At 71.0% G+C, this 25344-nt stretch carries 14 protein-coding genes and 2 pseudogenes; 7 read left to right on the top strand and 9 right to left on the bottom strand.

Annotated features, from left to right (window positions below; all coding sequences use genetic code 11):
- Window positions 1-58 precede the first annotated feature (58 nt).
- From AB0C46_RS09245 to AB0C46_RS09255, 3 genes are all read left to right on the top strand, one after another.
- A complete protein-coding gene (locus AB0C46_RS09245) occupies window positions 59-2824 on the top strand; it encodes an ATP-dependent DNA helicase (protein WP_362827027.1) in 2766 nt (921 codons plus the stop codon).
- 896 nt (window positions 2825-3720) lie between these two features.
- Window positions 3721-4146 (top strand): hypothetical protein, encoded by a 426-nt coding sequence (locus AB0C46_RS09250; protein WP_362826979.1) that lies wholly within the window; start codon window positions 3721-3723, stop codon window positions 4144-4146.
- Between the two features lie 228 nt (window positions 4147-4374).
- A complete protein-coding gene (locus AB0C46_RS09255; RefSeq protein ID WP_362826980.1) occupies window positions 4375-7416 on the top strand; it encodes a non-ribosomal peptide synthetase in 3042 nt (1013 codons plus the stop codon).
- 366 nt (window positions 7417-7782) lie between these two features.
- Here the strand turns inward: AB0C46_RS09255 and AB0C46_RS09260 are convergent.
- Window positions 7783-8059 (bottom strand): annotated as a pseudogene (locus AB0C46_RS09260) (hypothetical protein); the annotation flags it as partial.
- A 150-nt stretch (window positions 8060-8209) separates the two neighbouring features.
- Here AB0C46_RS09260 and AB0C46_RS09265 point away from each other — a divergent pair.
- From AB0C46_RS09265 to AB0C46_RS09280, 4 genes and pseudogenes are all read left to right on the top strand, one after another.
- A pseudogene (locus tag AB0C46_RS09265) lies at window positions 8210-9117 on the top strand (ABC transporter ATP-binding protein).
- Between the two features lie 375 nt (window positions 9118-9492).
- On the top strand, window positions 9493-9867 hold the full coding sequence (locus AB0C46_RS09270; RefSeq protein WP_362827029.1) for an ABC transporter permease: 375 nt from the start codon (window positions 9493-9495) through the stop codon (window positions 9865-9867).
- A 4-nt stretch (window positions 9868-9871) separates the two neighbouring features.
- On the top strand, window positions 9872-11155 hold the full coding sequence (locus AB0C46_RS09275; RefSeq protein WP_362826981.1) for a sensor histidine kinase: 1284 nt from the start codon (window positions 9872-9874) through the stop codon (window positions 11153-11155).
- The gene (locus AB0C46_RS09280) at window positions 11152-11775 is read left to right on the top strand and encodes a response regulator transcription factor (RefSeq protein ID WP_362826983.1); all 624 of its coding nucleotides are present in this window, start codon (window positions 11152-11154) and stop codon (window positions 11773-11775) included. The genes AB0C46_RS09275 and AB0C46_RS09280 overlap by 4 nt, the downstream gene beginning before the upstream one ends.
- Before the next feature lie 94 nt (window positions 11776-11869).
- Here the strand turns inward: AB0C46_RS09280 and AB0C46_RS09285 are convergent, their stop codons facing one another.
- The 8 genes from AB0C46_RS09285 to AB0C46_RS09320 all read right to left on the bottom strand — a co-directional run.
- Window positions 11870-12679, bottom strand: a complete 810-nt coding sequence (locus AB0C46_RS09285; protein ID WP_362826985.1) for an alpha/beta fold hydrolase — start codon at window positions 12677-12679, stop codon at window positions 11870-11872.
- Window positions 12680-12689: 10 nt separating this feature from the next.
- On the bottom strand, window positions 12690-15842 hold the full coding sequence (locus AB0C46_RS09290) for a beta-ketoacyl synthase N-terminal-like domain-containing protein (RefSeq protein ID WP_362826987.1): 3153 nt from the start codon (window positions 15840-15842) through the stop codon (window positions 12690-12692).
- The gene (locus tag AB0C46_RS09295; RefSeq protein ID WP_362826988.1) at window positions 15839-16963 is read right to left on the bottom strand and encodes an HAD-IIIC family phosphatase; all 1125 of its coding nucleotides are present in this window, start codon (window positions 16961-16963) and stop codon (window positions 15839-15841) included. The genes AB0C46_RS09290 and AB0C46_RS09295 overlap by 4 nt, the downstream gene beginning before the upstream one ends.
- Before the next feature lie 73 nt (window positions 16964-17036).
- Window positions 17037-18191 carry an acyl-CoA dehydrogenase family protein gene (locus tag AB0C46_RS09300; protein WP_362826990.1) on the bottom strand — a complete coding sequence of 385 codons (1155 nt, stop codon included), beginning with the start codon at window positions 18189-18191 and terminating at the stop codon, window positions 17037-17039.
- Window positions 18188-18460 carry an acyl carrier protein gene (locus AB0C46_RS09305; protein WP_362826992.1) on the bottom strand — a complete coding sequence of 91 codons (273 nt, stop codon included), beginning with the start codon at window positions 18458-18460 and terminating at the stop codon, window positions 18188-18190. The genes AB0C46_RS09300 and AB0C46_RS09305 overlap by 4 nt, the downstream gene beginning before the upstream one ends.
- Window positions 18461-18513: 53 nt before the next feature.
- Window positions 18514-19368 (bottom strand): 3-hydroxyacyl-CoA dehydrogenase family protein, encoded by an 855-nt coding sequence (locus AB0C46_RS09310; RefSeq protein ID WP_362826994.1) that lies wholly within the window; start codon window positions 19366-19368, stop codon window positions 18514-18516.
- Complete coding sequence (locus AB0C46_RS09315) at window positions 19361-24904, bottom strand: SDR family NAD(P)-dependent oxidoreductase (protein WP_362826995.1); 5544 nt, start codon at window positions 24902-24904, stop codon at window positions 19361-19363. The genes AB0C46_RS09310 and AB0C46_RS09315 overlap by 8 nt, the downstream gene beginning before the upstream one ends.
- Before the next feature lie 55 nt (window positions 24905-24959).
- On the bottom strand, window positions 24960-25344 hold a 385-nt coding region (locus tag AB0C46_RS09320), incomplete at its 5' end, for a phosphopantetheine-binding protein (RefSeq protein WP_362826996.1).

Consider the following 25344-nt stretch of genomic DNA (forward strand, 5'->3'; position numbering starts at 1 on the left):
GACGAGTGGAGGCACCTCGGTGCAACTGACCTCGAATCAGCTGGCGGCGATCGACACCGTGGACCAGCACCTTGGAATCATCGCGTGCGCTGGATCGGGAAAGACCGAAGTCATCGCCCGGCGGGTCGTGAAGTTGCTCCGGCAGCCGGGCGTGGAGCCGCGGCACATTGTCGCCTTCACGTTCACCGACCGGGCCGCCGGAGAGCTGAAGCAACGCATCGTCTCTCGCGTCCGAGAGGAACTGGGAGACGTCCGTGGATTGGCCGAGCTTTTCGTCGGCACCATGCATGGCTATGCCTTGAGCATGTTGCAGTCCCAGGTACCGGAAACGTTCAAATGCACCGTCCTCAGCGATGTGCAGGCTCGTGTCCTGATCGACCGCAACAGCCGTGTTAGCGGCTTGACGACGACACAGATCCGCACCAAGGGAAAGCCGACCCGCCCGATGAAGCGGTACGTAAACTCCCGTCTCTACCAACGGGTTCTGGGCATGCTCCGAGAGGACGAGATCGACCATGCCGAGTTGCCGTCGGACGTGCTCGCCGGCATGAGCAATTACCGGGCGCTGCTCCAGCGCCTTCACTACCTCGACTACAGCGAAATCCTCCGCCTCGCCGCGGACCTGCTGCTCCCGCCTCCGAGTACGGGAGGGCCGGCCACCGAACCCGTGGTCAATCTGCGCGCCCACGTGCAGGACACGGTCCGCTACGTCGTAGTCGACGAATACCAGGACACCAACCCCGTCCAGGAGCAATTGATCGCCGGCCTCATCCAGTTCGGCGCGAATTTGTGCGTCGTGGGGGATGACGACCAGACGATCTACCAGTGGCGCGGAAGTGCGGTGAACAACATCCTGACGTTCGCCACCCGCCACAGCAGCGCCAAGACCGTGACGCTCAACGAGAACTTCCGCTCGTCCACGGCGGTGGTGGACCTTGCACGCGGGGTGGTGGAGGGCATCGATCCATCGCGTCGGCTGAGCAAGTCGATGACCGCCAGTGGTCACCAGAGCTATGACCGCGGCGACCTGCTGGCCGTCTCCTTCGGTACGCCGCAGGAGGAGGCCGTATGGATCTGCGATCGCATCGAGTGGATGATCGGCCTGCCCTTCAGCGACCGTGCCGGCGCGCCGCCACGGGGCCTGGCGTACTCGGACTTCGCCGTCCTCTTCCGCAGCGTGTCGGGCGACGCCGACCCGCTGGTCACGGAAATGCGCGCCCGGGGCATCCGCTACATCATCAAGGGCCTGAGCCGCCTGTTCCAGACGCCCGAGGTCCAGGCCGCCAAGACCTGCTTCGACTACATCACCGGAACCGTCGACGGCGACGCCGTCGTCACCGCCTGGACGGACGCCCGGCTCGGGCTCCGCGAGGAGGCCCTGAAGCGCGGCGTGAAGATCCTCGACGAGGCCCGCGGCTGGGCGGAGGGCATGCCCTGGGACACCTACACAATCCAGGGCACCTACCAGCGTTTCCTGGGCGAGGTCGGCGTCCGCGAGGAACACCTCACGGCCGAGGTCGGCCGTGAGCGCAGCGAACTCGCCTTCTACAACCTGGGACGATTCAGCACCGCCATCGGTGACTACGAGCGCATCCACTTCCTCAGCAGCCCACCCGACCGGTTCGCCACCTTCGCCAAGTGGCTGGAGCACCAGGCCGGCGACTACTACGAGGAGAGTGACGCCGACGCCGGATACGCCCGACCCGACGCCGTCACGATCGCCACCGTCCACCAGGCCAAGGGCATGCAGTGGCCGGCGGTATTCGTGCCCTGTATGCGCCGCAACCGCTTCCCCAGCAAACGGCAGGGTGGACTCGGTGTCTTCCACATCGTCCCAGAGTCCGCCGTCAACGACGCCGACCGCTACCGCGGCAGCGAGGACGACGAGCGCCGACTCTTCTACGTGGCCGCGACCCGCTCCCAGAAGTACCTCGCTCTCTCCTTCTCTCCCGGGCCGGGCAAGCTCTACCAGCGGGAGTCGCAGTTCTTCGCCGAGGCGACCCGCAACACCTACGTCCTGACCCGGGAGGCTGCCAGGCCCGACGAGTCCACCCTGAACCGGTTGCCTTCAACCCCCCTGGCCAACACGCCCGACATCGTATTCAGCTTCAGCGAGCTGAAGTACCTATTCGAATGTCCGTACCAGTTCAAGCTGCGGTTCCTGTACGGGTTCGACTCGCCGTTGCAGAAGGAACTCGGGTATGGCAAGTCGCTCCATGACGTGATGGCCGAGGTGCACAAGCGTGCCGTGAAGGGCGACATCGTCGACACAACGGAGGTGGAGGCGCTCGTCGACCGGCACCTGCACGCTCCGTTCGCACCGGATCCGCTCAAGGAACAGCTACGCAACGCAGCCATCCGCTCCGTCCGCCGTTACCTCCGCGAAAACGGCTCGCGACTGGCCCTCACCGAGCACTCCGAGCAGCCGGTGGAGGTGCACTTCACGCCAGGGGTGACGGTCAACGGACGCATCGACCTGATCCGCCGGATCGACACCGGTGAGCGATCCATCGTGGACTTCAAGTCCAAGGAGCGCGCCCAGGCTGAGACTGTCACCCGCGATCAACTGCACATCTACGTCGCAGGGTACGAGGAGCTGAGCGGCAAGCGCGCCGACCTGGTCGAGGTCCTCAACCTCGACGAGGGCAGCCGCAGCAGCCGCGAGGAGGTCAACGACGCCCTATTGAAGGGCATCTCCGGCAAGATCGCCAAGGCCGGGGATCAACTCCGCCAGAACGACATGCCTCGCAAGACCTCGTGGTGCGACACCTGCGCCGCCTGCGACTTCTCCGCGATCTGCCGGGACCAGCCCGACACTCCGTAACACTATTCGCCCACGTCGACCCGTTGGGCCGCGGTGTTGTGCGATACCGGCACCACGGCCCAGCCTCCCCACCTCCGACACGACCGGCGAGGGCGTCAGCAACCTGAACAGGCCGAGGCGCTCTGGAGACGATCACTCGCGTCGTCATGGCCTTCTCATGGAGCCTGCGTCCCTGCAGTCAAAACCTCTGCCACCCAGCCCATTCAGATGCCCTGACCAGCCCAACAACACGCCTGACGGGCCATCAGAACGAGCGTCAAATGAGCGTCACAAGCGTCATTTCAGCGTCAAGATTTCGCCCGTAACGCCCACACCGCACATAATGCGCATGGGAAAAACCGCAGGTCAGGCGCCCTTGTTCGCCTTCTCCAGCACCACAACGCACTCCACATGATGCGTCATCGAAAATACGTCGGCAATGGCGATCTCGGAGAAACAGCAGGTCAGACGCGTCTGACAGATCCTCCGACGGTCACCGGAACCCCGGGAGCGTCATACGAGCGTCAGGGCACCGGCCTGCAGAACGCGGACGGGCTACCGGCAGGCGTGCCGACTTGATCACGTGCGCCCGGATCTGCAAGACCTGCTCGGCGATGAGACCCGGGGGCCGCGCCGAGCAGGGTTTCGGTGTTCTCCTCCGTGAAGTCCTTCGCCGTCAGCACGTCGCACAGGCCGTCCTCGGCGCTCACTCGTACTGCCGGTTCAACTGCAGACGCCCATTACCCGGCCAACGGCATGTCTGTCAATCAACTGATCAGTGGATTCTCTTCACCGCCTGGTAGGTTCGCAGGTCCACCTGAGGAGGCGCGACCTCTGTCCGGCCGGTCGATGCCCGCAGACATGGTGCGCTGCGATGGTGATTCCGAAGCGACAACCCGACCTGAAACGAAAGGCTCATGCCCACCATGAAGACCAAGAACCGGGTGGCCGATCCGCACGCTCAGGAGACACTTCGTGGGATCAAGCGCCTGGTCGGGGGCTACCTCCTGCTCAGCGTGCTCACCCTGGGGGCCATCTACCTGCTCCGCCACCACAGTTCGCTGGTGAATGACGCGGTGTGGGTACGGGGCACCATCGTCGTCGCCAGCGGCATGATGACGTACGCCTTCGCCGCCAGTGCGGCACACGGCAACCGGAAGGGGCTCCTCAGGGTGCGGATCGTATCCATCGTCATGCTGGTGGCCATCGTGGCGATCATCAGCCTGCCCGGCACTTTCCCGATGTGGATGAAGATCGAGCAGGGCATCTGCGGGCTACTGCTGCTCCGCGTTGCCATCATGGCCAACGGCAAGCACCTGCGCGCCGTCCTCGCCTCGGCCTGACCCACGAATGGTGCCCAACGACCATGCAGGGCCCGCTTGTTTGCACTGAGCGAAACACGCCCCGGCCTCATTGATAGTCTCGCTCGGCAGCCCCCCTCGCAGGGCGTCGGCAACTTCAGGAGGAGCCCGAAGGTGATCAGTCGTCCGGCCCAGCACGCCCTGCGGCAGTACCCGCTGTTCGACTGATCTGCCGCGCCTGCCCCGGCCGACCGAGGAGCCGAGAACCTCATGCCCCAGCCTGTTTCCGAAGCCGCTCCGTCGGCGCGCCCCGGCGCCTTCCGTCGGCCGATCTCACCCACCGAGTGGTGGTTCCTCGCCCACCCCGATGAGCTCAGTCCCACCCTCAGCGTCGTGGTTGAGGGCGATGGCCCCATCGACCGGGCTCGGCTCGCCGAGGCCGTCGCCGTCGCGTCCGATGTCTGTCCGGGGTCCCGGCTGGTACACGAGGAGCAATCCTGGGTGGACGGGGGTACCCCGCCGCCGGTGCTGGTGGTGGAGGCCGAGGGACCGGGGGTCACCGATCTGGCCAACCTGCCCGAGCTGCAAGCCCTGTTGTCGGGTCCCGATGTGCCGTTCTGCCGGGTGATGTTGGTGCACGGCGAGAGGACGGCGGTGGCGTTCCGCGCCCACCACGCGGTGATGGACGCACGAGGCCTCCTGGCCTGGGCTGAGGATGTCTTCAGGGTGCTACGCGGGGAACAGCCCCTAGGCGCGCCCGATCCGGTCAGCGACCGGGACGTGTTCGAGGCGACTCCGGATGCCGACAAGTTGGCTCTGCCGCCGCACGACAAACCCCCGATCATGGGGCCATGCGAACCGACCGACCGCTCCCGCTCGGTCTGCGCGCGGCGCACCCTGCAGGGCACCCACCCCGGAGTGGTGGCACGGCTGGCGGCCGTGCTGGCGGAACTGATCCAAGAGGACCGCCCGGCCGCGTTCTACATCCCGGTCGACCTGCGGCATTCGGTGCCGGACGTGCGTAGCACGGCGAGCCTGGCGCTGGGCCTCACTCTGGAGGTCGCCTCGGCCGAGGGCTGGGAGGCGGTGCACGAGCGGCTGCTGCGCGGTATCAAAGACAGGGAGCACCTGCGGAACGTTCCGCCGCCCGAGGTGCTCGACACTCCGCTGCCCACACTCGGCACATACATCACCACCGTCGACGAGACCGCCCGTGGCAAGGAGTCCTTCCCGACGGACGCCGGCCTCTCGCACGCCGGGCGCGTCGAGCCCGAGTTGCTGAGCGCGCCGGGGTTCACCGCGCGTACCGCGTTCATGCTGTCCCGACCGGTGCCGACCAGCGCCCCGGAGCTGAATCTGCTGGAGGTCGGCCTGCACACAGAGATCACTCTGTCCTGGTGGGACGGGGCGGTGACGGCCGAGCGGATCGAGGCTCTGCTGGACCGGGTCGAGGAGGAGCTGTCCCCCGCCGCGCACCGTCGGTGGGCGGGCAACGACACCGCCGTCGTACATCCGGACCGCACCGATGTGGTGCGTCGTTTCCTGCGCCGGGCCAATGCGCAGCCGGATGCGCTCGCGCTCGACGGGCCGGACGAGCAACTGACTTACCGTCAACTTGAGCGACGAACCGCCGTGTTGGCCGCTGTGCTGCGCAAGCACGGTGTCGGGCCGGAGACGGTGGTCGGGGTGCTCGGCGACCGGTCGGTGGCGTCGATGGTCGCGGTGTGGGGGGTGTTGCGGGCGGGCGGGGCCTACCTGCCGATCGACCCGCGCAACCCGGACGCGCGGATCGCCGATCTGCTGGCCGACGCGGGCGCGCCGGTCTGCCTGGCACAACGACCGTACGACCGGCGGGACTGCTTCCCCAGCGGCTGCGCGCCGCTGGCCATCGAGGGCGTGGACTACTCAGCCGACCCGGACCTGCCAGAGGCCGAGATACGCGAGGACCAACTCGCCTACGTGATCTACACCTCCGGCTCGACGGGCCGCCCCAAGGGCGTGGAGGTCGAGCATGGCAGCGTGCGGAACTTCACCGACTGGGCGATCCGGGACTTCGGCATCGACGCCGACACCCGCATGCCCCTGCTGGCCTCGCTGGGCTTCGACCTCGCGGGCAACAGCATCTTCCTGCCACTGCTGGCCGGTGGCACGGTCGTGCTGCGGCCCGCCGCCATCGACCTGGCGATGCTGGGTGAGTTGCTCACCACATCCGGTGCGAACGCACTGACCCTGACGCCTTCGCACCTAGTGCTGATCAACCGACTCGGCCTGCGGCCCAGGGGCTTCCGCTCGGTGGTGGTGATCGGGGAGCAGTTGCAGACCTCCACGGCCCATGAGGCGCGCGAGGTCTTCGGCCCGGACTGCGAGATCATCAACGCCTACGGTCCGACCGAAGCCACCATCATGATGACCCGGCACCGGTTCGACCCCGAGGCCGACACCGGCCCGGTGGTACCCATCGGCGTGCCGACGGACAACTGCACGGTTCATCTGCTGGACGCGAACGGCCGCTTCGTCGGCGCGGGCGACTCCGGGGAACTCTGCATCGGCGGAGGACAGTTGGCCCGCGGCTACCGAGGGCGCCCGGATCTGACGGCGGAACGTTTCGTCCAGCTGGCCAACGGCACCCGCGTCTACCGCACCGGGGACATCGCCCGCCTGCTGCCCGGTGGCGAACTGGTGTTTGAGGACCGCGTCGACGACCAGGCCAAAATCCTGGGGCACCGGGTCGAGCCTGCCGAAATCGCGCGGGTGCTCAGGGCGCACCCGGCTGTCGCCGACGCCGTCGTCGCAGCGCGGCCCTCGGGCGAGCACAAGTCGCTGGCCGCATACGTGGTACGCGCCGCGGAGGTGACCGCCGATGCGCTCACCGCGCATCTGGCCGCCACGCTGCCGCCGTACATGCTCCCCGCGGCGACGGTCTTCGTCGACGAGATCCCACATACCCTCAACGGCAAGGTGAACCTGCGCTCGCTGCCCGATCCGTTCCGCCGCCGACCGCGGCAGGGGGACACGATCGACACCGCCACCGACGGGCACGCCCCTCTCACGGCCGCCGTCGCCGCAGTCTGGGCGGAGATCCTGGGCCGCTCCCCCGAGCAGATCTCCGACGACGCCGACTTCCACGGTCTCGGCGGCAACTCCCTTGAGTTCCTGACCATGCTGGCCTCCGTCGCGGACCGCTTCGTCGGCGAGGACGGACGGGACCGTTTCAACGCCATGTTCGGCCGGCTTGTCCGCCGGCCGACCCTCTCCCACCTGGTCGCCTGCACGCGCTATGCGCTGGACCCGTCGTCGGAACCGCCGTCCTGACGGCCACCACGCCGATCTTCCGGTGCGCTCGTGTCGTCCCCCGCGCACGGGCACCGGATCCTGCGGCCGGCCCCCCTAGCCGGCCGCGCCCTGTCCGGGGCGGTGTAGGCCCACACCGCCCCGGACAGTCCTTCCGCTCCGTGCTCTCGACCACTCGAGCGTCCCGCCACCGGTCGTGCCGGTCCCTGAACCCAATCTCGCCGGCTCGCCGTCGGCCCGAGCTCCGGCGAAGGCGAAACGGCCCACCGGCCTCGAACCGGCGGTTCCATCAGAGAGTTGGATGATGGACCAGTCGTGCTCGCGGAGCCCGTGGGGACCGCACCGGGACGACTGGGGTACGGCCATCACGTACGGGATGCCGCCGACCTCCAGCCATGAGCGCAGGGCTGGGCCTGCCCGTAGGTCTCGTCGGCGGTCACCCGCGAGAACGGCACCCGGCCCCGGCTGCCCGGTCGATCTACGACCTTCCCTCGCCGGAGGCGTGGGCGAGGAACACCCCCAACCGGCAGTTGTCGATCTCGCCGGTCGTGCCGGTGTACTGCCGCTGCATCCCCTCCGGGCCCCGCTCGCCGGCCTGTTCCGCCGATATTCTCCCGTTCTCACGCTCAAGAGGATCCGGCAGCCCCGTCATGTACTCCCATACCGCCATTGCAGCTCCGCCCGGCGAAAACCCTTGGGGCCCCGGCTGCCCCGCATCAACCGATCGGTTGATGGCGGGCATCCACCGCAGCCCGCACCAGGCTTGGTTGTCCAGCCGATCCGGTGCACCGGTGCCGGCTGCCAGGCTGGTGCCATGGCAATCATCGAGGTGGAGAACCTCGTCAAGCGCTACGGCGACCACTCCGTGCTGAACGGGGTCAGCTTCGCCGTCGAGTAGGGCGAGATCTTCGGCATCCTGGGGCCCAACGGGGCCGGCAAGACCACGACTGTCGAGTGCATCGAGGGGTTACGCACTCCGGACGGCGGGGCATAAACGTCTGCGGCATCGACCCGCACCGCGACAACGGTGAGCTGCGACAGTTGCTCGGCGCGCAGCTCCAGGAGAGCGAGCTGCCCGACAAGCTCAAGGTCGGGGAGGCGCTGGAGCTGTACAGCTCCTTCTACCGCCGGCCGCCGACTGGCGGGAGCTGGCCGAAATCCTGAACCTCACGGGCAAGCTCGGCACGCAGTTCCGCCGACTGTCCGGCGGACAGAAGCAGCAGCTGTCGATCGCGCTCGCGCTGCTCGGCAGCCCGAAGGTGGCGGTGCTCGACGAGCTCACCACCGGTCTCGACCCGCAGGCGCGCCGCGACGTATGGGGCCTCATCGAGCGCATCCGCGACCGAGGCGTGACGATCCTGCTTGTCACGCACTTCATAGAGGAGGCGGAACGGCTCTGCGACCGGCTGGCCGTGATCGATACCGGGCGCGTCATCGCGATCGAAACCCCGGCCGGCCTGGTGTCGAGGGTCAACAAGCAACAGCGGATTCGGTTCCGGCCGTCCGGGCCATTGGACCGCGCCATGCTGGCCGCGCTGCCCGAGGTCACTTCCGTCGAGTGGGCCGGCAGCCAGATCGTCCTGACCGGCACGGGGGACCTGCTGCTCGCCGTGACCGCCCTGCTCGCCCGCCACCCAGATCACCTCACTCGATCTGCAGGTCGAGCAGAGCTCGCTGGAGGACGCATTCGTCACGCTCACCGGCCGCCCCGTCGAATCCTGAGGAGTCCCACAGTGTCCCCCCTGCTCCGACTCACTGCCACCGAGACCAAACTGTTCCTCCGCGAGCCGATCGTCGTATTCTTCGCGCTCGCGTTCGCCCCGATCCTGCTCGGCGTGCTCGGTCTCGTCCCCTCGATACGGGATAACAGCCCGGAGCTCGGCAACGTGCGACCGATCACCCTGTACCTGCCGATCGTCGTCTCCATGGGCATCGCCCTGTACGCGCTAAGCGGCCTGTCCCAACTGTTCGCCTCTTACCGGGAGAAGGGCGTGCTGCGGCGCATTCGGACCACTCCGGTCAAACCAGGCGTGATGCTCGGCGCACAGCTCCTGATGGCCACGGTGCTGTCCGTGGTGACGATGCTGGTCGCTCGCCATCGGTCGGCTGGCGTTCGACGTGGACCTGCCGCGGAAGTTGCCAGCCTATCTGATCAGCTATCTGCTGGTGGCCTTGGCGATGTTCGCGATCGGTCTGCTCCTCGCCGCGCTCGCGCCGACCGGCCGGAGCGCCAGCGCGCTGGGATCGCTGGTGTTCTTCCCGCTGGTGTTCTTCGCCGGCCTGTGGCTCCCACGTGCGAAGATGAACGATGTCCTGCTGCCGATCAGCAACTTGACGCCGCTCGGCGCCAGCGTGCAATCATTGCAGGACACCACCGCCGGGCACTGGCCGCAGCTGATCCACCTCGCTGCCATGTTGGGGTGGACGATCGTGGCCGGCGGGCTGGCTGCACGATACTTCCGCTGGGAGTAGTGAGTTGAGCATCGAGGCCGAGCTGCGCGCGGAGTTCGACTACTGGGAGCGTACGGAGAACACGACCTTCAAGGTCCTTCCGTACGCCCTCTTGGGGATCAGCACCGTGATCACGCTGTTTCAGCTGATCTGGAAAGTGCCGACGCACTTCTCCGTTGTGCTCGGGCTCTCGGCCGCCGCCGCGCTCTGGATGCTCTGCTTCCGCACGCTCCACTCGGAACGGCGTCAGAACCGTCCGCTGATGGGCGTGTACTACACCGGGCTGATGCTGCTGGCCGCCTGCCTGGTGGCCATCGCGCCGTGGTACGGCCTCTTTACCTTCATCGGTTACCCCCAGGCATTCCAGTACCTGAAGGGTCGTCGGCGGTACGCCGGCGCCGCCGCCACCGCGATGATCTCGGCGGCGGCCTTCATGGGGGGCGTGGCCGGCATCAACGCCGCCCGCATGTGGTGGGCGTGGCTGGCCGTCGGCCTGATCTCCGCGCTGCTGGCCGGGGCACTGTTCCATTTCATCGAGATGGCCGACCACCGCAACACCAAGCAGAAGCAGGCACTCGTCGAGCTGCACAAGGCCAATGCCAAGCTGGAGGCCGCGCTGGCGGAGAACGCCAGCCTTCACGCCCAGCTGATGGTCCACGCCCGCGAGGCGGGCGTGGTGGACGAGCGGCAGCGGATGGCACGGGAGATCCACGACACCCTCGCCCAAGGTCTGGCCGGCATACTCACCCAGCTCCAGGCCGCCGAGCAGATCCTGGACGAGCCCTCGACGCTGCGCCGGCACCTGGCGAACGCGACGAACCTGGCCCGCGAAAGCCTCGTCGAGGCCCGCCGGACGGTCCACGCGGTGGAGCCGACGGTGCTCGCCGAGGCCCGGCTCCCGGACGCGATCGGCGACGTGGTCAGGCGCTGGTCGGAGATCAACCACATCGACGCGGTGCTGACCACCACCGGTGGCGTGCGGCCGATGCACACGGAGGTCGAGGTAACGCTGCTGCGGACCGCGCAGGAAGCACTCGCCAACGTGGCCAAGCACGCGCGAGCCAGTCGGGTCGGCCTGACCCTGTCGTACATGGAGGACCTGGTCACCCTTGACGTGCGGGACGACGGAGTGGGCTTCGATCCGAACGCCAAGCGGGTCCACGGTTCCACGAACGGGGGGTTCGGGCTCGTCGGCATGCGCCAGCGGGTGCAGCGCCTCGCGGGGCAGTTGGCCATCGAGTCGGAACCGGGTGGCGGGACGGCGATCTCGGCGGCCGTCCCCGCCATCCCTGCGGGAGGTGCAGATTGATCACGCTGTTGATCGTCGACGATCACCCGGTGGTGCGGAACGGGCTGCGGGGCATGTTCAGCGCCGACCACCGCTTCGAGGTGCTCGGCGAGGCTGGTGACGGTGCGGAGGCCATCGCCACCGCAGAGAAGCTCCGGCCCGACGTGATCCTCATGGATCTGCGGATGCCGAGGACCGACGGGGTCACCGCCATTAAGGAACTGACGAAGCGCGGTGTGCCGGCGCGGGTGCTGGTGCTCACCACGTACGACACGGACAGCGACGTCGTGCCGGCCATCGAAGCCGGTGCCACCGGCTACCTGCTCAAGGACGCGCCGGTGGAGGAACTGTTCCGCGCGGTGGAGGCGGCCGCGCAGGGACAGGCGGTGCTGTCCCCTTCGATCGCGACCCGCCTCATGGGGCAGGTGCGGCGGCCCGCGCCCGCGCCGCTCTCGGCACGTGAGCTGGAGATCCTCGAACTGATCGCCAAGGGGTCGACGAACCGCGAGGCGGCGCAGAAGCTCTTCATCAGCGAGGCGACGGTCAAGACGCACCTCCTGCACGTGTACGCCAAACTCGGCGTCAGCGACCGGGCAGCGGCCGTGGCCGCCGGGTTCTCGCAGGGCTATCTGACACCCTGACGGGTGGCACACCTCTCGACGGGGTTCTCCGCAGATCCCCCGGCGGGTGCCTCCCGGGAGGTGGTACCCGCCCGGGAGGCACCCGCGGGGCGCGTCACCGTACGCCGGAGGAAAGGGTCGGAGCCCCGGCGGCCTCGGACAGGTGGCCGTCCAAGATGCCGATGACCCGCGGCATCTCGTCGACGAGGAAGAAGTGGCCGCCGGGGAAGACGTGGAGGTCGAACCCTCCGGTGGTGTGTGCCCGCCAGTCCTCCGCCTCGGCGACCGAGGTCTTGGGGTCGCGGTCACCGTTCAGGGAGGTGATCGGGCAGGTGACAACGGCGTCCCCGTCGGCCCGGTAGGTCTCGATGGCACGGTAGTCGGCGCGGAGCGCCGGCATCGCCGCCGCCATCAGGTCGGGGTCGCTGAGGACGATGGACGAGGAGCCGTCCAGGCGGCGGATCTCGGCGGTGATCGCGTCGTCATCGAGCAGGTGCATACCCTCGGCCGGCCCCAGCCCGACCGCCGGGCCGCGGCGGCCGGAGACGACCAGGCGGGCGGCGGGCCGCCCGGCGGCCTCACAGCGGCGGGCCACTTCGAAGGCGACGACGGCACCCATGCTGTGGCCGAACAGGACCAGGGGCAGCCCGGGCCGTCGGGCCAGCACCTCGTGGATGCGGTCGGCCAGGACGTTCAGATCGGCGATCGGCTCCTCACGGCGGCGGTCCTGACGGCCCGGATACTGGACGGCCAGGACCTCGACGCGATCGGCGGCGGCCAACGCGAACGGCATAGGGCGGTAGAACGGGGCAGTGCCCCCTGCGTGCGGGAAGCACACCAGGCGGGCGGCGGGAGCCTCCGTCCTGCGGTAGCAGCGCAGCCACAGGTCGTCGTCAGCGGCGGCGAGGTCGGGTCGGGTCGGCATGGTTCTCCGTTCAGTGATCACGGTCGGGACCGATCTCGGCCTCGATGAGGGCGAGCAGTTCGTCGTCGGTAGTGTCGGACAGGGCGTCCGCGCCGGTCCCGCGGCCGGACTCGCCGCGGGACCGGCCCACCAGCGACTCCAGCCGGGCCAGGGCGCGCGCCCTGACCGACGGGTACTCGGCGGCGGCGAGCAGCGCTTCGAGGTTGTCGAGCGCCGCGGGCAGCGGATCGGGGTGCAGTGCGGCATACAGGTGAGACGCCAGGTCGATGGGTGACGGGTTGTCATACACGAGGCCCGGCGGGAGCGCGAGGCCGGTGGCGGACGCGAGGCGGTTTCGCAGTTCGACGGCCAGGATGGAACCCAGGCCCTGGGCCTTGAACGTGCGGGTCGGGTGCACACCCCCGGCACCGTCGTGGCCGAGGACGGCCGCGGCGTGGCCGCGGACGAGATCGAGCACGGCCCGTTCGGTGCCCAGGGTCGTGGAGGCAGGCTGCGGGGCCGAGGACGCGGCACCGGCGGCGGCGTCGGGACGCGCCGGGACCGGGTGCCCGCCGGTCAGCCAGTGGCGAGCGCGTTGGAAGGGATAGGTGGGCAGGTCCACAGAACGGCCGGCCGCCGTCAGGACCGTGCTCCAGTCGACGGACACCCCGTGGACATGGGCCTCGGCCAACGAGGCCAGTAGGCGGTCCGCACCGCCGTCCTCCCGCCGCAGGGTGCCGACGGCCACCTCGACGGCGATGCCGCCGACCAGCAGCGGATGCGGGGACACCTCGACGAAGGCGCCGTGGCCGGTGGCGGTGAGCACCCGGACGGCCCGGTCGAACTCGACGGTCTCGCGCAGGCTCGCGTACCAGTAGCCCGGGCCCGCCTCGGGGCCGGCGAGCCACTCCCCGGTCAGCGCGGAGACCATCGGGACCCGTGCCCGGCCCGGCTCGATCCCCTTCAGGGCGGCGAGGATCTCCTCGCGCAGCTCGTCCACGTGGGCGCTGTGCGAGGCGTAGTCGACGGGAATCGTCCGGGTGCGCACCGCCTCACCGCACATGTCCGCCAGCTCCCGCAGGGCGTCGGGCTCACCGGACACCACCGTTGCCGAGGGGCCGTTCACCGCCGCGATCGACAGCCGCTCCCCGAACGGCGCGAGACGCTCCCGGACCGCATCGACCGGTTCGGCGACCGACAGCATCCCGCCGCGCCCGGCGAGCGCTGTCAGCGCCCGGCTGCGGAGCACCACCACCTTCGCCGCGTCCTCCAGCGACAGGATGCCCGCGACGGCCGCGGCGGCGATCTCGCCCTGGGAGTGGCCGACCACCGCGTCCGGCACGACACCAGCTGCCTCCCAGACCGCGGCCAGCGACACCATCACCGCCCACAACGCCGGCTGCACCACGTCGGCGGCCTCGAAGCCGTAACTGCCCGCCAGGACGTCGTCCAGCTCCCACGCCACATGGGGGCCCAGCGCCTCGGCGCACTCGGCCAGCCGCGCCGCGAACACAGGTGAGACCTCGGCCAGCTCACGGCCCATCCCCACCCACTGGCCGCCCTGACCGGGAAACACGAACACCGTCCGCCCGGGACCTTCGGGGCGGACCTCGCCGGTGACGACCACGGCGGAGGGGCGGCCGGCCGCGAGGGCCGCCAGGCCGTCCAGCGGATCCGGGCCGAGCAGGACGGCACGGTGGTGGAGCGCCGCCCGCGTCGTGGCGAGGGACCAGGCGACATCCCGGTGCGACAGCTCCGGTCGGGCCGCCAGGTGCTCCCGCAGCCGTTCGGCCTGCGCGGCCAGGGCGGTGGGCGTACGGGCGGAGAGCAGCCAGACGGGGGCGGTGCCGAGCAGCGGTCGGGCCCCGGCGCTGTCCGCCACGGGCGCAGTAGAGGCCGGTTCGGCGGGGGCGGCCTCCAGGACGACATGGGCGTTGGTGCCGCCGATACCGAAGCCCGACACGCCTGCGCGGGGAGGGTGCGCGGTGTCGGGCCACGGTGTCGTCTCCGTCAGCAGCCGCACCGCACCGTCTCCCCAGTCGACAGCCGGCGTGGGCGCGGTGATGTGCAGCGACTCGGGGAGCGTGCGGTGCCGCAGGGCGAGGACCGTCTTGATGACGCCGACGACGCCCGCCGCGGCGAGGGTGTGGCCGAGGTTGGACTTCACGGAGCCGACCAGCAGCGGGCATCCGTGCGCCCGGTCCCGGCCGTAGGCGGCGAGCAGGGCGCCCGCCTCGACGCGGTCGCCCAGACGGGTGCCGGTGCCGTGCGCCTCGACGGCGTCGATGTCGGCGGGGGCCAGCTCCGCGTCGGCGAGCGCGGCGTGGATGACCTCGCGCTGGGCCTCACCGTTCGGAGCCGTGAGGCCGGGGCCAGCGCCGTCGGAGTTGACGGCCGAACCGCGGATCACCGCCAGCACCCGGTGGCCGAGGCGGTGTGCCCGCTCCAGCCGCTCCACCACGAGGACGCCGGCCCCCTCCGACCAGGCGACACCGTCCGCGTCCGCGGAGAAGGGCTTGCAGCGGGCGTCCGGGGCCAGGCCGCCCAGCGCGCTGAACGCGACATGGTAGGCGGGCGTCGTCATCACCGTCACCCCGCCCGCCAGGGCCAGTTCGCACCGGCCGCTGCTCAGCGCCTCGACGGCGAGGTGCAGCGCCACCAGGGAGCTCGAGGCCGAGGTGTCGACGGTGAGGACGGGGCCGTTGAGGCCGAGGGTGTAGGCAAGGCGCCCGCTGATGACGCTGGGGGCGGTGCCGGTGAACAGCACTCCGGCGAGTTCGGCGGGCGCTTCGTGCAGCGGGGGTCCGTAGGGCCGGGCCTCGGCGCCGAGGAACACCCCGGTGCGGGAACCCCGCAGGGTGGTCGGGTCGATGCGGGCGTGTTCCAGGGCCTCCCAGCCCACTTCCAGGGCGATCCGCTGCTGCGGGTCCATGGCGTCGGCCTCGCGCGGGGAGAGGTCGAAGAACGCGGCGTCGAACAGGGTCGCACTGTCGAGGAATCCGCCGCGGTCGGTGGCGCAGCGGCCGTCGCGGCGCAACGCGTCGAGGTCCCAGCCGCGGTCGGTGGGGAAGGGGCCCGCGACAGTGCGGCGTTCGACGAGGGCCTGCCACAGGTCCTCGGGCGAGTTGATGCCGCCGGGGTAGCGGCAGGCCATGCCGATGACGGCCAAGGGCTCGGAGGTCATGCGCCGACTCCGCCCGTGGTGTTCACGGGGCCGAGGGCGGGGGCCTCGACGCGCGTGGTGGTGGGGGCCGGACGGCGGTCGGCCACCAGATGCCGGAACTCGATGCCCGCACGCTCGGAGCCGGCCGTCCCGGCGGAGTCGACGGCGGGCAGTCCGGCGAGGCAGTCGCACGCCTCGTCGGTGAAGCCGGCGAACCGGTAGGCGATCTCCATCATCCGGTTGCGGTCGGTGCGGCGGAAGTCGGCGGCCAGATGGACGCCGGCCGCGGCCGCCTCGCCTATCAGCCAGTCGAGCAGGACGGCGCCCGCGCCGAAGGACACCACCCGGCAGGAGGTGGCCAGCAGCTTCAGGTGCCAGACCCGCTCGTGGTAGCCGAGGAGCAGCACGCCGACGGCACCGTGCGGGCCGAAGCGGTCGGTGAGGGCAACGGTGAGGACCTCGTGCTCCGGGTCGGCGATCAGGGCCCGGAGGTCGGCGTCGGAGTAGTACACGCCGGTGGCGTTCATCTGGCTGGTGCGGAGGGTGAGCTCCTCGACACGGGAGAGGGCCGCACAGTCGGCCCGTTTGATCTCCATGACCAGGTCCAGTGAACGGAGGAACTCCTCGTCGGGGCCGGTGAACTCCTCGCGCTCGGCGGTGCGGCGGAAGCCCGCCTGGTACATGCTGCGGCGGCGGGCCGCGTCGACGGTGACGACGGCCGGGCTGAACTCGGGGAGGGCGGTCAGCTCTGCGCCCTGCGCCGCGTCGTAACAGCGGACCTCGGGGTGGTGGTGGGCGACCTCGGCGCGCTCCGCGGGCTGGTCGTCGATGAAGGCGACGGTCCTCATGGCAAAGTTCAACCGGTCGGCGATCTCCTTGACCGACTGGGACTTGGGGTGCCAGCCGATCTGCGGCAGGACGAAGTACTCGGCGATGCCGAGGGCCTCCAGCTGCTGCCAGGCGTGGTCGTGGTCGTTCTTGCTGGCCACGGCCTGCAGGATGCCGCGGGCGTCGAGGTCGACGATGGTGCGGCGGATCTCCTCGGGCAGTACCACCTCGTGGTCCTCCAGGAGAGTGCCCCGCCACAGGGTGTTGTCCAGGTCCCAGACCAGGCACTTGACGAGGGTGGGTGCGTCGGACACGGGGCTCTCCTTCGAATTCCGTCCGTTGCCGTGTTCGTGGTGTTCGTGGTGTTCGCAAGGGGTGGCAGGTGGCTCAGAGCCGGTCGAGGGCGTGCCGGGCCAGGATCAGCTGCGAGATCTCGGTGCTGCCCTCGATCAGTTCCATGGCCTTGGCGTCCCGGTAGGCGCGGGCCACCACATGGCCGTCGGTGAAGCCACGGGAGGCGAGCACCTGGACCGCCGTCGCGGCGCCGCGCGCCGCGTGGGTGGAGGCGACCTGCTTGGCCAGCACCGCCGCCACCGCCGCGTCCGCGGCGCCGCGGTCCCACTGCTCGGCGGCATGCCGGCAGACCTGGGTGGCGATCCGCTCCGAGGTGTACAGCTCGGCGAGGTGCCGGGCCACGAGCTGATGCTCGGCGATCGGGCCGCCGCCCTGCTCGCGGGTGCGGGCGTCCTCGACGGCGGCGGTGAGACAGGCACGCAGGATGCCGGCGCAGCCCCAGGCCACCGACATCCGACCGTAGGACAGGCCGACCGTGATCAGCAGTGCGAGTGGCTGGCGGCCGCCGCCGAGCACGGCGTCGGCCGGAATCCGTACGTCGTCGAGGACGACGCGGCAGTGCGTGGCGGCGCGGCAGCCGAGCGGGGCCGTGACGGGTTCGATGCCGACGCCGGGAGCGTCGGTCGGCACCATCGCGGCAGCGCCGTCCTGGCCGTCGCCGTAGCGGCCGACGACCATGACGAGGTCGGCATAGGCGGCCCCGGTGATCCACATCTTCTCGCCGGAGACGATCAGATCGCCGGTTCCGTCGCCGGCCGGGCGGATGCGAGTGGCCATGCCGCTGAGGTCGGAGCCCGCGCCGGGCTCGCTGAAGCCCACGCAGGCGAGCCGGCCGCTCGTCAGCTGCCCGAGGTAGCGGTGGCGCTGCTCACGGTCGCCGAAGCGGCGGACCGTGGCCGCGGCGATCCCCTGGACCGTCATGACACTGCGCAACGAGCTGCACAGGGCTCCGACGTGGGCGGTGAGTTCGCCGTTGGCCAGGCTGGTGCGGCCGGGCCCGCCGAAGCGGGCCGGCGCCTCGGCGCACAACACCCCCATCCCGCCGAGCTTGCGCAGGAGTTCGACGGGGATCCGGCCGGTCGCGTCCCAGACGGCCGGCCCGTCACCGACCAGGGCGTCGATCGCGGCGGTGTCGAAGCCCGTGCCGTCGCCGCGCGTGCCGTCTGCGACCGTGACGTCGGCGCTCATGCTTCCCCGGCCCCGCGCAGGCGCAGCACCATCGCCGACATGGCGCGGACGCTGCGGAAGTTGTCCCTGCTCAGCTCGGGGCCGACGATCTCGACGTCGTATGTGTCCTCCAGGAACACCACCAGCTCCATGGCGAACATCGAGGAGATCGCGCCCGTGGCGAAGAGGTCCTGCTCGGGCTCGGGTTCGACACCGGTCCGTTCGACGAGGAAGGCGGTCAGCGCCTGCTCGACAGCGGTGGTCTCGGCACCGGCGTTCGCGGTGGTCATTGTGTCTGTGCCCTTCCGTAGATCGGTGATGGCCGCTCGGGAAAACCCGGCGCTCAGCCGTACGTGTAGAAGCCGCGGCCGGTCTTGCGGCCGTGGTGCCCGTCGCGGACCTTCTGGAGCATCAGCTCGCAGGGGTCGCACTCGGGGTCGCCGGTGCGGTCGTGCAGCACCCGCAGGGAGTCGACGAGGTTGTCGATACCGATCAGGTCGGCGGTGCGCAGCGGTCCGGTGGTGTGGCCCAGGCACCCTTCCAGTAGCCCGTCCACCGTCTCGGCGGAGGCGACGCCCTCCTGCACGAGCATCGCCGCCCGGTTGATCAGCGGGTGCAGCAGCCGGTTGACGACGAAGCCCGGTGCGTCGTCGACCACAAGCGCCGTGCGGCCGAGCGCGGCCAGCAGCGAGGTGACCGCGGTCATCGTGGCGTCGCCGGTGGCCCGGCCGCGGATCACCTCGACCATCGTGATCAGGTAGGCGGGGTTCATGAAGTGCACGCCGACGAGTTCGTCGCCGCGCGCGACCCAGCCCGCCATCTCGTCGATGGGGATGCACGAGGTGTTGGAGATCAGCAGGGTGCCGGGGGCGACCAGCCCGGAGACCTCGGTCAGCACCTTGCGCTTGACCTCGGTGACCTCCACGACGGCCTCGATGACGGCGGTCGCGTCGGCGATGTCGGCCGGCACGGTGGTGGTCGCCAGCGTCCCGCGGGGGCGGTCCACCGGAAGGGCGTCCAGCAACTGGGCGTGCTTCAGCTTCTGGCGGATCGTCGTCCGGGCCGTGGCCAGGATCCGTTCGTCGATGTCGACGAGGGTGACGTCCATGCCGTGGCCGAGGGCGAGAGCGGCGATGTTGGTGCCCATGACCCCGCCGCCGATGACGGCGAGGCGGCGCTGCTCCTGACGGTCAGTCATCGTTCCTGTCCTCGGTGATCGTGGTGGTCGTGGTGATGAAGTGCGCGTCGAGCCAGGACTCGACGGCCTGCGCGGTGGTCCCGGCGTGGGAGCCGATCATGGTGAAGTGGTCGCCCGGCACGGTGACCGAGGTGAGATTGCCGGAGAAACCCCACGGGAGGGCGACGGCACCGTCCTGACCCTCGGGGGTGCCCGGCTCACCGGCATGGCGGACCATCAGGGTCGGCAGGTCGGCGTTGTACGGGAGACGGTCGCGCCAGTCGTGGTCGTAGTAGTGGGCGAGCGCGGTCAGCCAGTCGTCGCCGCCGATGCCTCCCGCGTCGATGCCCCCGGGGTTGCCGAGGAGCACGGCGGCCGGGAGCGTGCCGATGATCTCGTCGGGGGCACCGGCCGTCTGCGGGGCGAAGCTGTCGAGCAGCACCATCGCCGTGGGGCCCCGGCCCAGGTTGGCGAGGCGGGTGGCGAGGGCCTGCGCGACCAGCCCGCCGGAGGAGTACCCGACGAGGACGAACGGCCCGGCCTCCGCGGCCGTCTGCGAGGCGGCGAGCACGGTCCGGGTGCACAGGTCGAGCAGCGCGTCCGGGCCGGCGGCCAGGGGCTCCCCTGCCGTGTAGCCGGGAATCACCGCGGAGAGGACGTGCCGGGGGCTGCGGAAGCCCTGGACCAGGCGGACGAACTCCTGGGCGTCGCCGGCACCGAACGACGGCAGGTAGACGAGCGTGGGCCCGACCGCGTCGGCGGACCGGCGGGTGAGCGGGACCAGGGGCGGGACGCTCTCCAGCTCACCCGCACCGGTGAAGCAGGGCCGGAACTGCGCGAGCCCGGCGATCATCCGTACGGCGTCGGCACCCCGGCCGCGGCTGTTCGCCCGCAGGTACAGGGCGGCCAGCGCCTCGGAGGCCGCCGCCGTCCCGGTGTTCCCGGCCGGCCCCGCACCGCTTACGGACTCCGGCGCGGCGGCCAGGGCGAAACGGGGAGCGACCCGCTCCGGTCCGCCGCCCTGCCACACCGCGTCGCCGTCGAGCCGATCCCGCAGGTACGCGGCCGTCAAAGCGGGTGTGGGATGGTCGAAGACCAGCGGACCGGTCAGCTGCAGACCGGTGGCCCCGGCGAGCCAGTTGCGCAGCTCCAGGGCGCTCAGGGAGGTGAACCCCTGCTCCAGGAACGTGGCATCCGGGGCGACGGACGCCGCGTCCGGGTGGCCGAGCGCGGCGGCGGCGTGCTCACGGACCGCGTCGAGCAGGACCGCCTCCCGTTCCCGCACCGACCGCGCCTCGCCGAGCCGGGCGGACAACCGCGCGGCGGCGGCCGACGGCCGTGCGCCGGACGCCTCCTCGCCCTCCCCCTCGCCCTCTAGGACGCGAAGGGCGTCGGGGAGTTCGGACAGCAGCGGGCTCGGCCGGTGCAGCGTGTACAGCGGAACGAACCGGTCCCAGTCGATGTCGGCGACGACGAGCAGGGTCTCATCGTCGTCCAGCGCCTGGGCGAGCCCCTCGACACCGCGCTCGGGGGCCATCGTCCGCAGCCCGTAGGCGCTCAGCTGCTCACCCGCCTCCCCCGCACCCATGCCGCCGCCGCCCCACAGGCCCCAGGCCACGGAGGTGGCCGCCAGTCCGGCCGCGCGCCGCCGCTCGGCCAGGGCGTCCAGCGCCGCGTTCGCGGCGCCGTACCCCGCCAGCAGTCCACTGCCCCAGGTGGCGGCACCGGAGGAGAACAGCACGAAGGCGTCCAGCTCCAGACCACGCTCGACCGACAGCTCGTGCAGGTGCAGCGCGCCGCCGACCTTCACCTCGGAGGCCGTCTGCAGCCCTTCGGCGGTCAGCTCGGCGACCGGCGCCCCGTGACCGGTTCCCGCGGAGTGCACGACGGCCGACAGCGCGGGGCCGGTGGCGGCGATGCGGTCCAGCAGCGCACCGACCGCGAGCCGCTCGGCGACGTCACAGGCGACGACGTCGACGGCGCTGCCGAGGGCCGCCAGGCCGGCCGCCAATGCCGGGACCCCGGCGGCGGCCGGGCCCGAGCGGCCGGCCAGTACAACACGCGGGGTGCCCCGCTCGGCCAGCAAGCGCGCCGTCCGACCGCCGATCAGGCCCGTCCCGCCGGTGATCAGCGCCGTACCGCGGGTCCGCCACGGCCCGTCCGGGTCTGCCGCCGGCCGCGGAGCGCGCACCAGACGCCGCGCGAGCGGTCCCAAACCGCGCAGCGCGACCTGGTCCTCACCCCCCGGCCCGGCGGCGAGCAGCCCGGCCAGCCGGTCCCCGACCGACGCGTCGAATCCGGACGGAAGATCGACCAGGCCGCCCCACTGCTTTGCCTGCTCCAGACCCGCTGTCTGTCCCCACGCCCACACCTGGGCCTGCGCCACGCTGGGCACCTCGCCCGGCAGCACCGCCACCGCGCCACGGGTCAGCACCCACAGCGGCACCACCGACCCGCCGTCGACCACCGCCTGGAACAGCGCGCTGGTCGCCGCCAGGCCGGCGGGCACGCGCGGACGGCCGGGCAGCGGCGTCTCGTCCAGCGCGAGGAGGGACACCACGCCCGCCACCTCGCCGATGCCGCGCAGGGCGTCGCCGAAGGTCCCGCGATCAGCGGCTCCGGTCTCCAGCACCCGAACCTCGACGCCGCGGTCGCGCAGTGCGCCGGCCACCTCGCCGGCTGTCTCCGCCCCGGCCCGGCCGGCGGCCACGAGCCACGTACCGGACGGCACCGCGCCCGACGGCCCGCCGAGGGGCTGCCACGCGATGCGGTACCGCCAGCTGGCCACCACGTCCCGGGACACCGGCTCCGGGAACACCGGCCAGTAGCGGCGATGCTGGAAGGCGTAGGTAGGCAACTCGACGGTGCCGTTCCCGGTCCCGGCCGGCAGCAGCGTCGTCCAGTCCACGGACACGCCCCGCACGTACGCGCCGGCCAGCGAGAGCAGGAGACGCCCGGCGCCGCCGTCGTCGCGACGCAGGGTGTCGGCCACGACCGGGGTGTACGCGTCGAGGCTGTCGGCGATGGCCGGGGCCAGCACAGGGTGCGGGGACACCTCGATGTAGGCGCCGTGACCGGTTTCGGCCAGGGCACGCACGGCCCGGTCGAACTCGACGGTCTCGCGCAGACTGACGTACCAGTAATCCGGCACCAGCTCGGGTCCGGAGACCATCGCACCGGTGCTGGAGGAGATCATCGGGATCCGCGCCTCCTGGGGTGCGATGCCCTGGAGGACGGACAGGATCTCCTCGCGCAGTTCGTCCACGTGGGCGCTGTGCGAGGCGTAGTCGACCGGGATCATCCGGGCGCGGACGGACTCCGGGCACGACTCGGCGAGTTCGCGCAGAGCGTCGGCGTCGCCGGAGACGACGGTCGCCGAGGCGCCGTTGACCGCCGCGACCGACAGACGCCCGCCGAACGGCGCGATCCTTTGGCGAACCGCATCCACCGAATCAGCCATCGACAGCATCCCACCCCGGCCCGCCAACGCCTTCAGGGCCTTGCTGCGCAGGGCGACGACCTTCGCCGCGTCCTCGAGGGACAGGATCCCCGCGACAGCGGCGGCGGCGATCTCACCCTGCGAGTGACCGACCACCGCATCCGGCACCACACCCGCCGCCTGCCACACCGCGGCCAGCGACACCATCACCGCCCACAACGCCGGCTGCACCACATCCGCAGCCTCAAAACCATGACGTCCCGCCAGAACATCACCCAACTCCCACTCCACGAAAGGAGCAAGAGCCGCCGCACACTCCGCCAACCTGGCCGCGAACACCGGGGAAGCCTCCGCCAGTTCGCGGCCCATGCCGACCCACTGACTCCCCTGACCCGGGAAGACGAACACGGTCCGCCCCACCCCGGCCGCCGGCACGTCGCCCGTCACCACACCGGCCCCGGGCTGGTCCGTCGCCACGGCCGCCAGCTTCGCCGCCAGCTCGGCACGATCCGTGCCCAGTACCACCGCACGGCGCTTGAACGCCGTCCGCGTGATGACGAGCGACCTCGCCACCTCGGGCAGCGACAGCTCCGGGTGCGCCAGGAGGTACCCCCGCAGCCGCTCCGCCTGGTCCGCCAGGGCCTCCGCGGACCGCCCGGAGACGGTGACCGGGAGCGCCGCGGGATCCACGCGCAGCACCGGTGTCCCGACCGGCTCCGGCGCGGGCAACTCCCCAGCAGGAGCCTCCTCCAGGATGACGTGCGCATTGGTGCCGCTGATGCCGAACGCCGAGACGCCCGCGCGACGCGGCTGCGCGCCCGCCGGCCACGCGACGGGCTCCTGGAGCAGGCTCACGTGCCCGGCCGACCAGTCGACGTGCGGGGTCGGCTCCGCCGCGTGCAGCGTGGCCGGGAGGACCCCGTGCCGCAGCGCCAGCACCATCTTGATGACCCCGGCGATGCCAGCCGCCTGCTGGGCGTGCCCGATGTTCGACTTCACCGACCCCAGCCACAGCGGCCGTTCGACCGGGTGGCCCTGCCCGTAGGTCGCCAGCACCGCCTGCGCCTCGATCGGGTCGCCCAGTGTGGTGCCGGTGCCGTGCGCCTCGACCACGTCCACGTCCCCCGTCGTCAGACGGGCGTTGGCGAGCGCCGCACGGATCACGCGCTGCTGCGACGGGCCGTTGGGCGCGGACAGGCCGTTGGACGCGCCGTCCTGGTTGACCGCGCTCCCCCGGACGACGGCCAGCACCCGGTGCCCGTTGCGCCGGGCGTCCGAGAGCCGCTCCAGCACCACCACGCCCGCACCCTCGGCGAGGCCCATGCCGTCGGCGGTCGCGCCGAACGCCTTGCAGCGCCCGTCCCGGGCGAGAGCGTTCTGCTGCGAGAAGCCCACGAACTCGCCCGGGCCGACGATCACGGTCACCCCGCCGGCCAGCGCCATCGTGCACTCCCCCGAGCGCAGCGACTGCACGGCGAGGTGGAGCGCGACCAGCGAGGAGGAGCAGGCCGTGTCCACCGACACTGCCGGCCCGGTCAGGCCGAGCGCGTACGACACCCGGCCGGACAGCACGCTCATCGCCGTGCCCGTGATGAGGTGCGCCTCCGAGCCCGAGAGGTCCCCGCCGGAAGTCGCGTAGCCGGAGGGCGCGGCGCCCGCGAACACACCGGTGGCCGTGTCCCGCAGGCTTGCCGGGTCGATCCCGGCCCGTTCGATCGCCTCCCAGGAGGTTTCCAGCAGCAGCCGCTGCTGCGGGTCCATGGCCAACGCCTCGCGCGGGCTGATCCCGAAGAACCCGGCATCGAAGTCCGCGGCTCCGGAGACGAACCCGGCCTGGACGGCGCTGCTTGTGCCGTCCGTGCCCGGGGCGGAGTCGAAGAGGGCGTCGAGGTCCCAGCCTCGGTCGGTGGGGAACCCGCCGATCGCGTCCCCGCCCGACACGATCAGCTCCCACAGGTCCTCGGGGCTGCGGACCCCACCCGGGTAGCGGCAGGACATCCCGACGATCGCGACCGGCTCCCGCTCCCGCTCGGTCACCTCGCGCAACCGGGCCCGCGTGCTGCGGAGCTTCGCGGTGGTCTGCTTGAGGAAGTCGAGCAGTTTCTCTTCGTTCTGCATGTCGCTCACATTCGGCCTTGTTCGGGAGGTGTTGGTGCCGACGGGCCCGGCGTGGTCACTCGAAGTCCGGATCGTCGAGTTCGTCCTCCAGGAGGGCGAACATCTCGTCGGCGGTGGCCTCCTGAAGCGCGCGTTCCTCGGCCTCGCCCGCCTCGCGGACGACACGGTGGACGCGGAAGCGCTGGGTCAGCGCCTCCAGGCGGGCGACGATCTCAGCGCGGGTCTCGTCGTCCGGCGGTGTGAGCCCGGCGGCCAGACGCTCGAACTCGTCCAGCACGGCCGTGTGGCCGACCAGTTCCCGCCCGGACAGCTCGGTGATCAGGAAGTCCGCCACGGCCTCGGGGGTCGGGTGGTCGAAGATCACCGTGGACGGCAGCCGGACACCCACGGCCGCGTTCAGACGGTTGCGCAGTTCGACGGCGGTCAGCGAGTCGAAGCCC

The sequence above is a fragment of the Streptomyces sp. NPDC048637 genome (assembly GCF_040650675.1).
GTDB lineage: Bacteria > Actinomycetota > Actinomycetes > Streptomycetales > Streptomycetaceae > Streptomyces.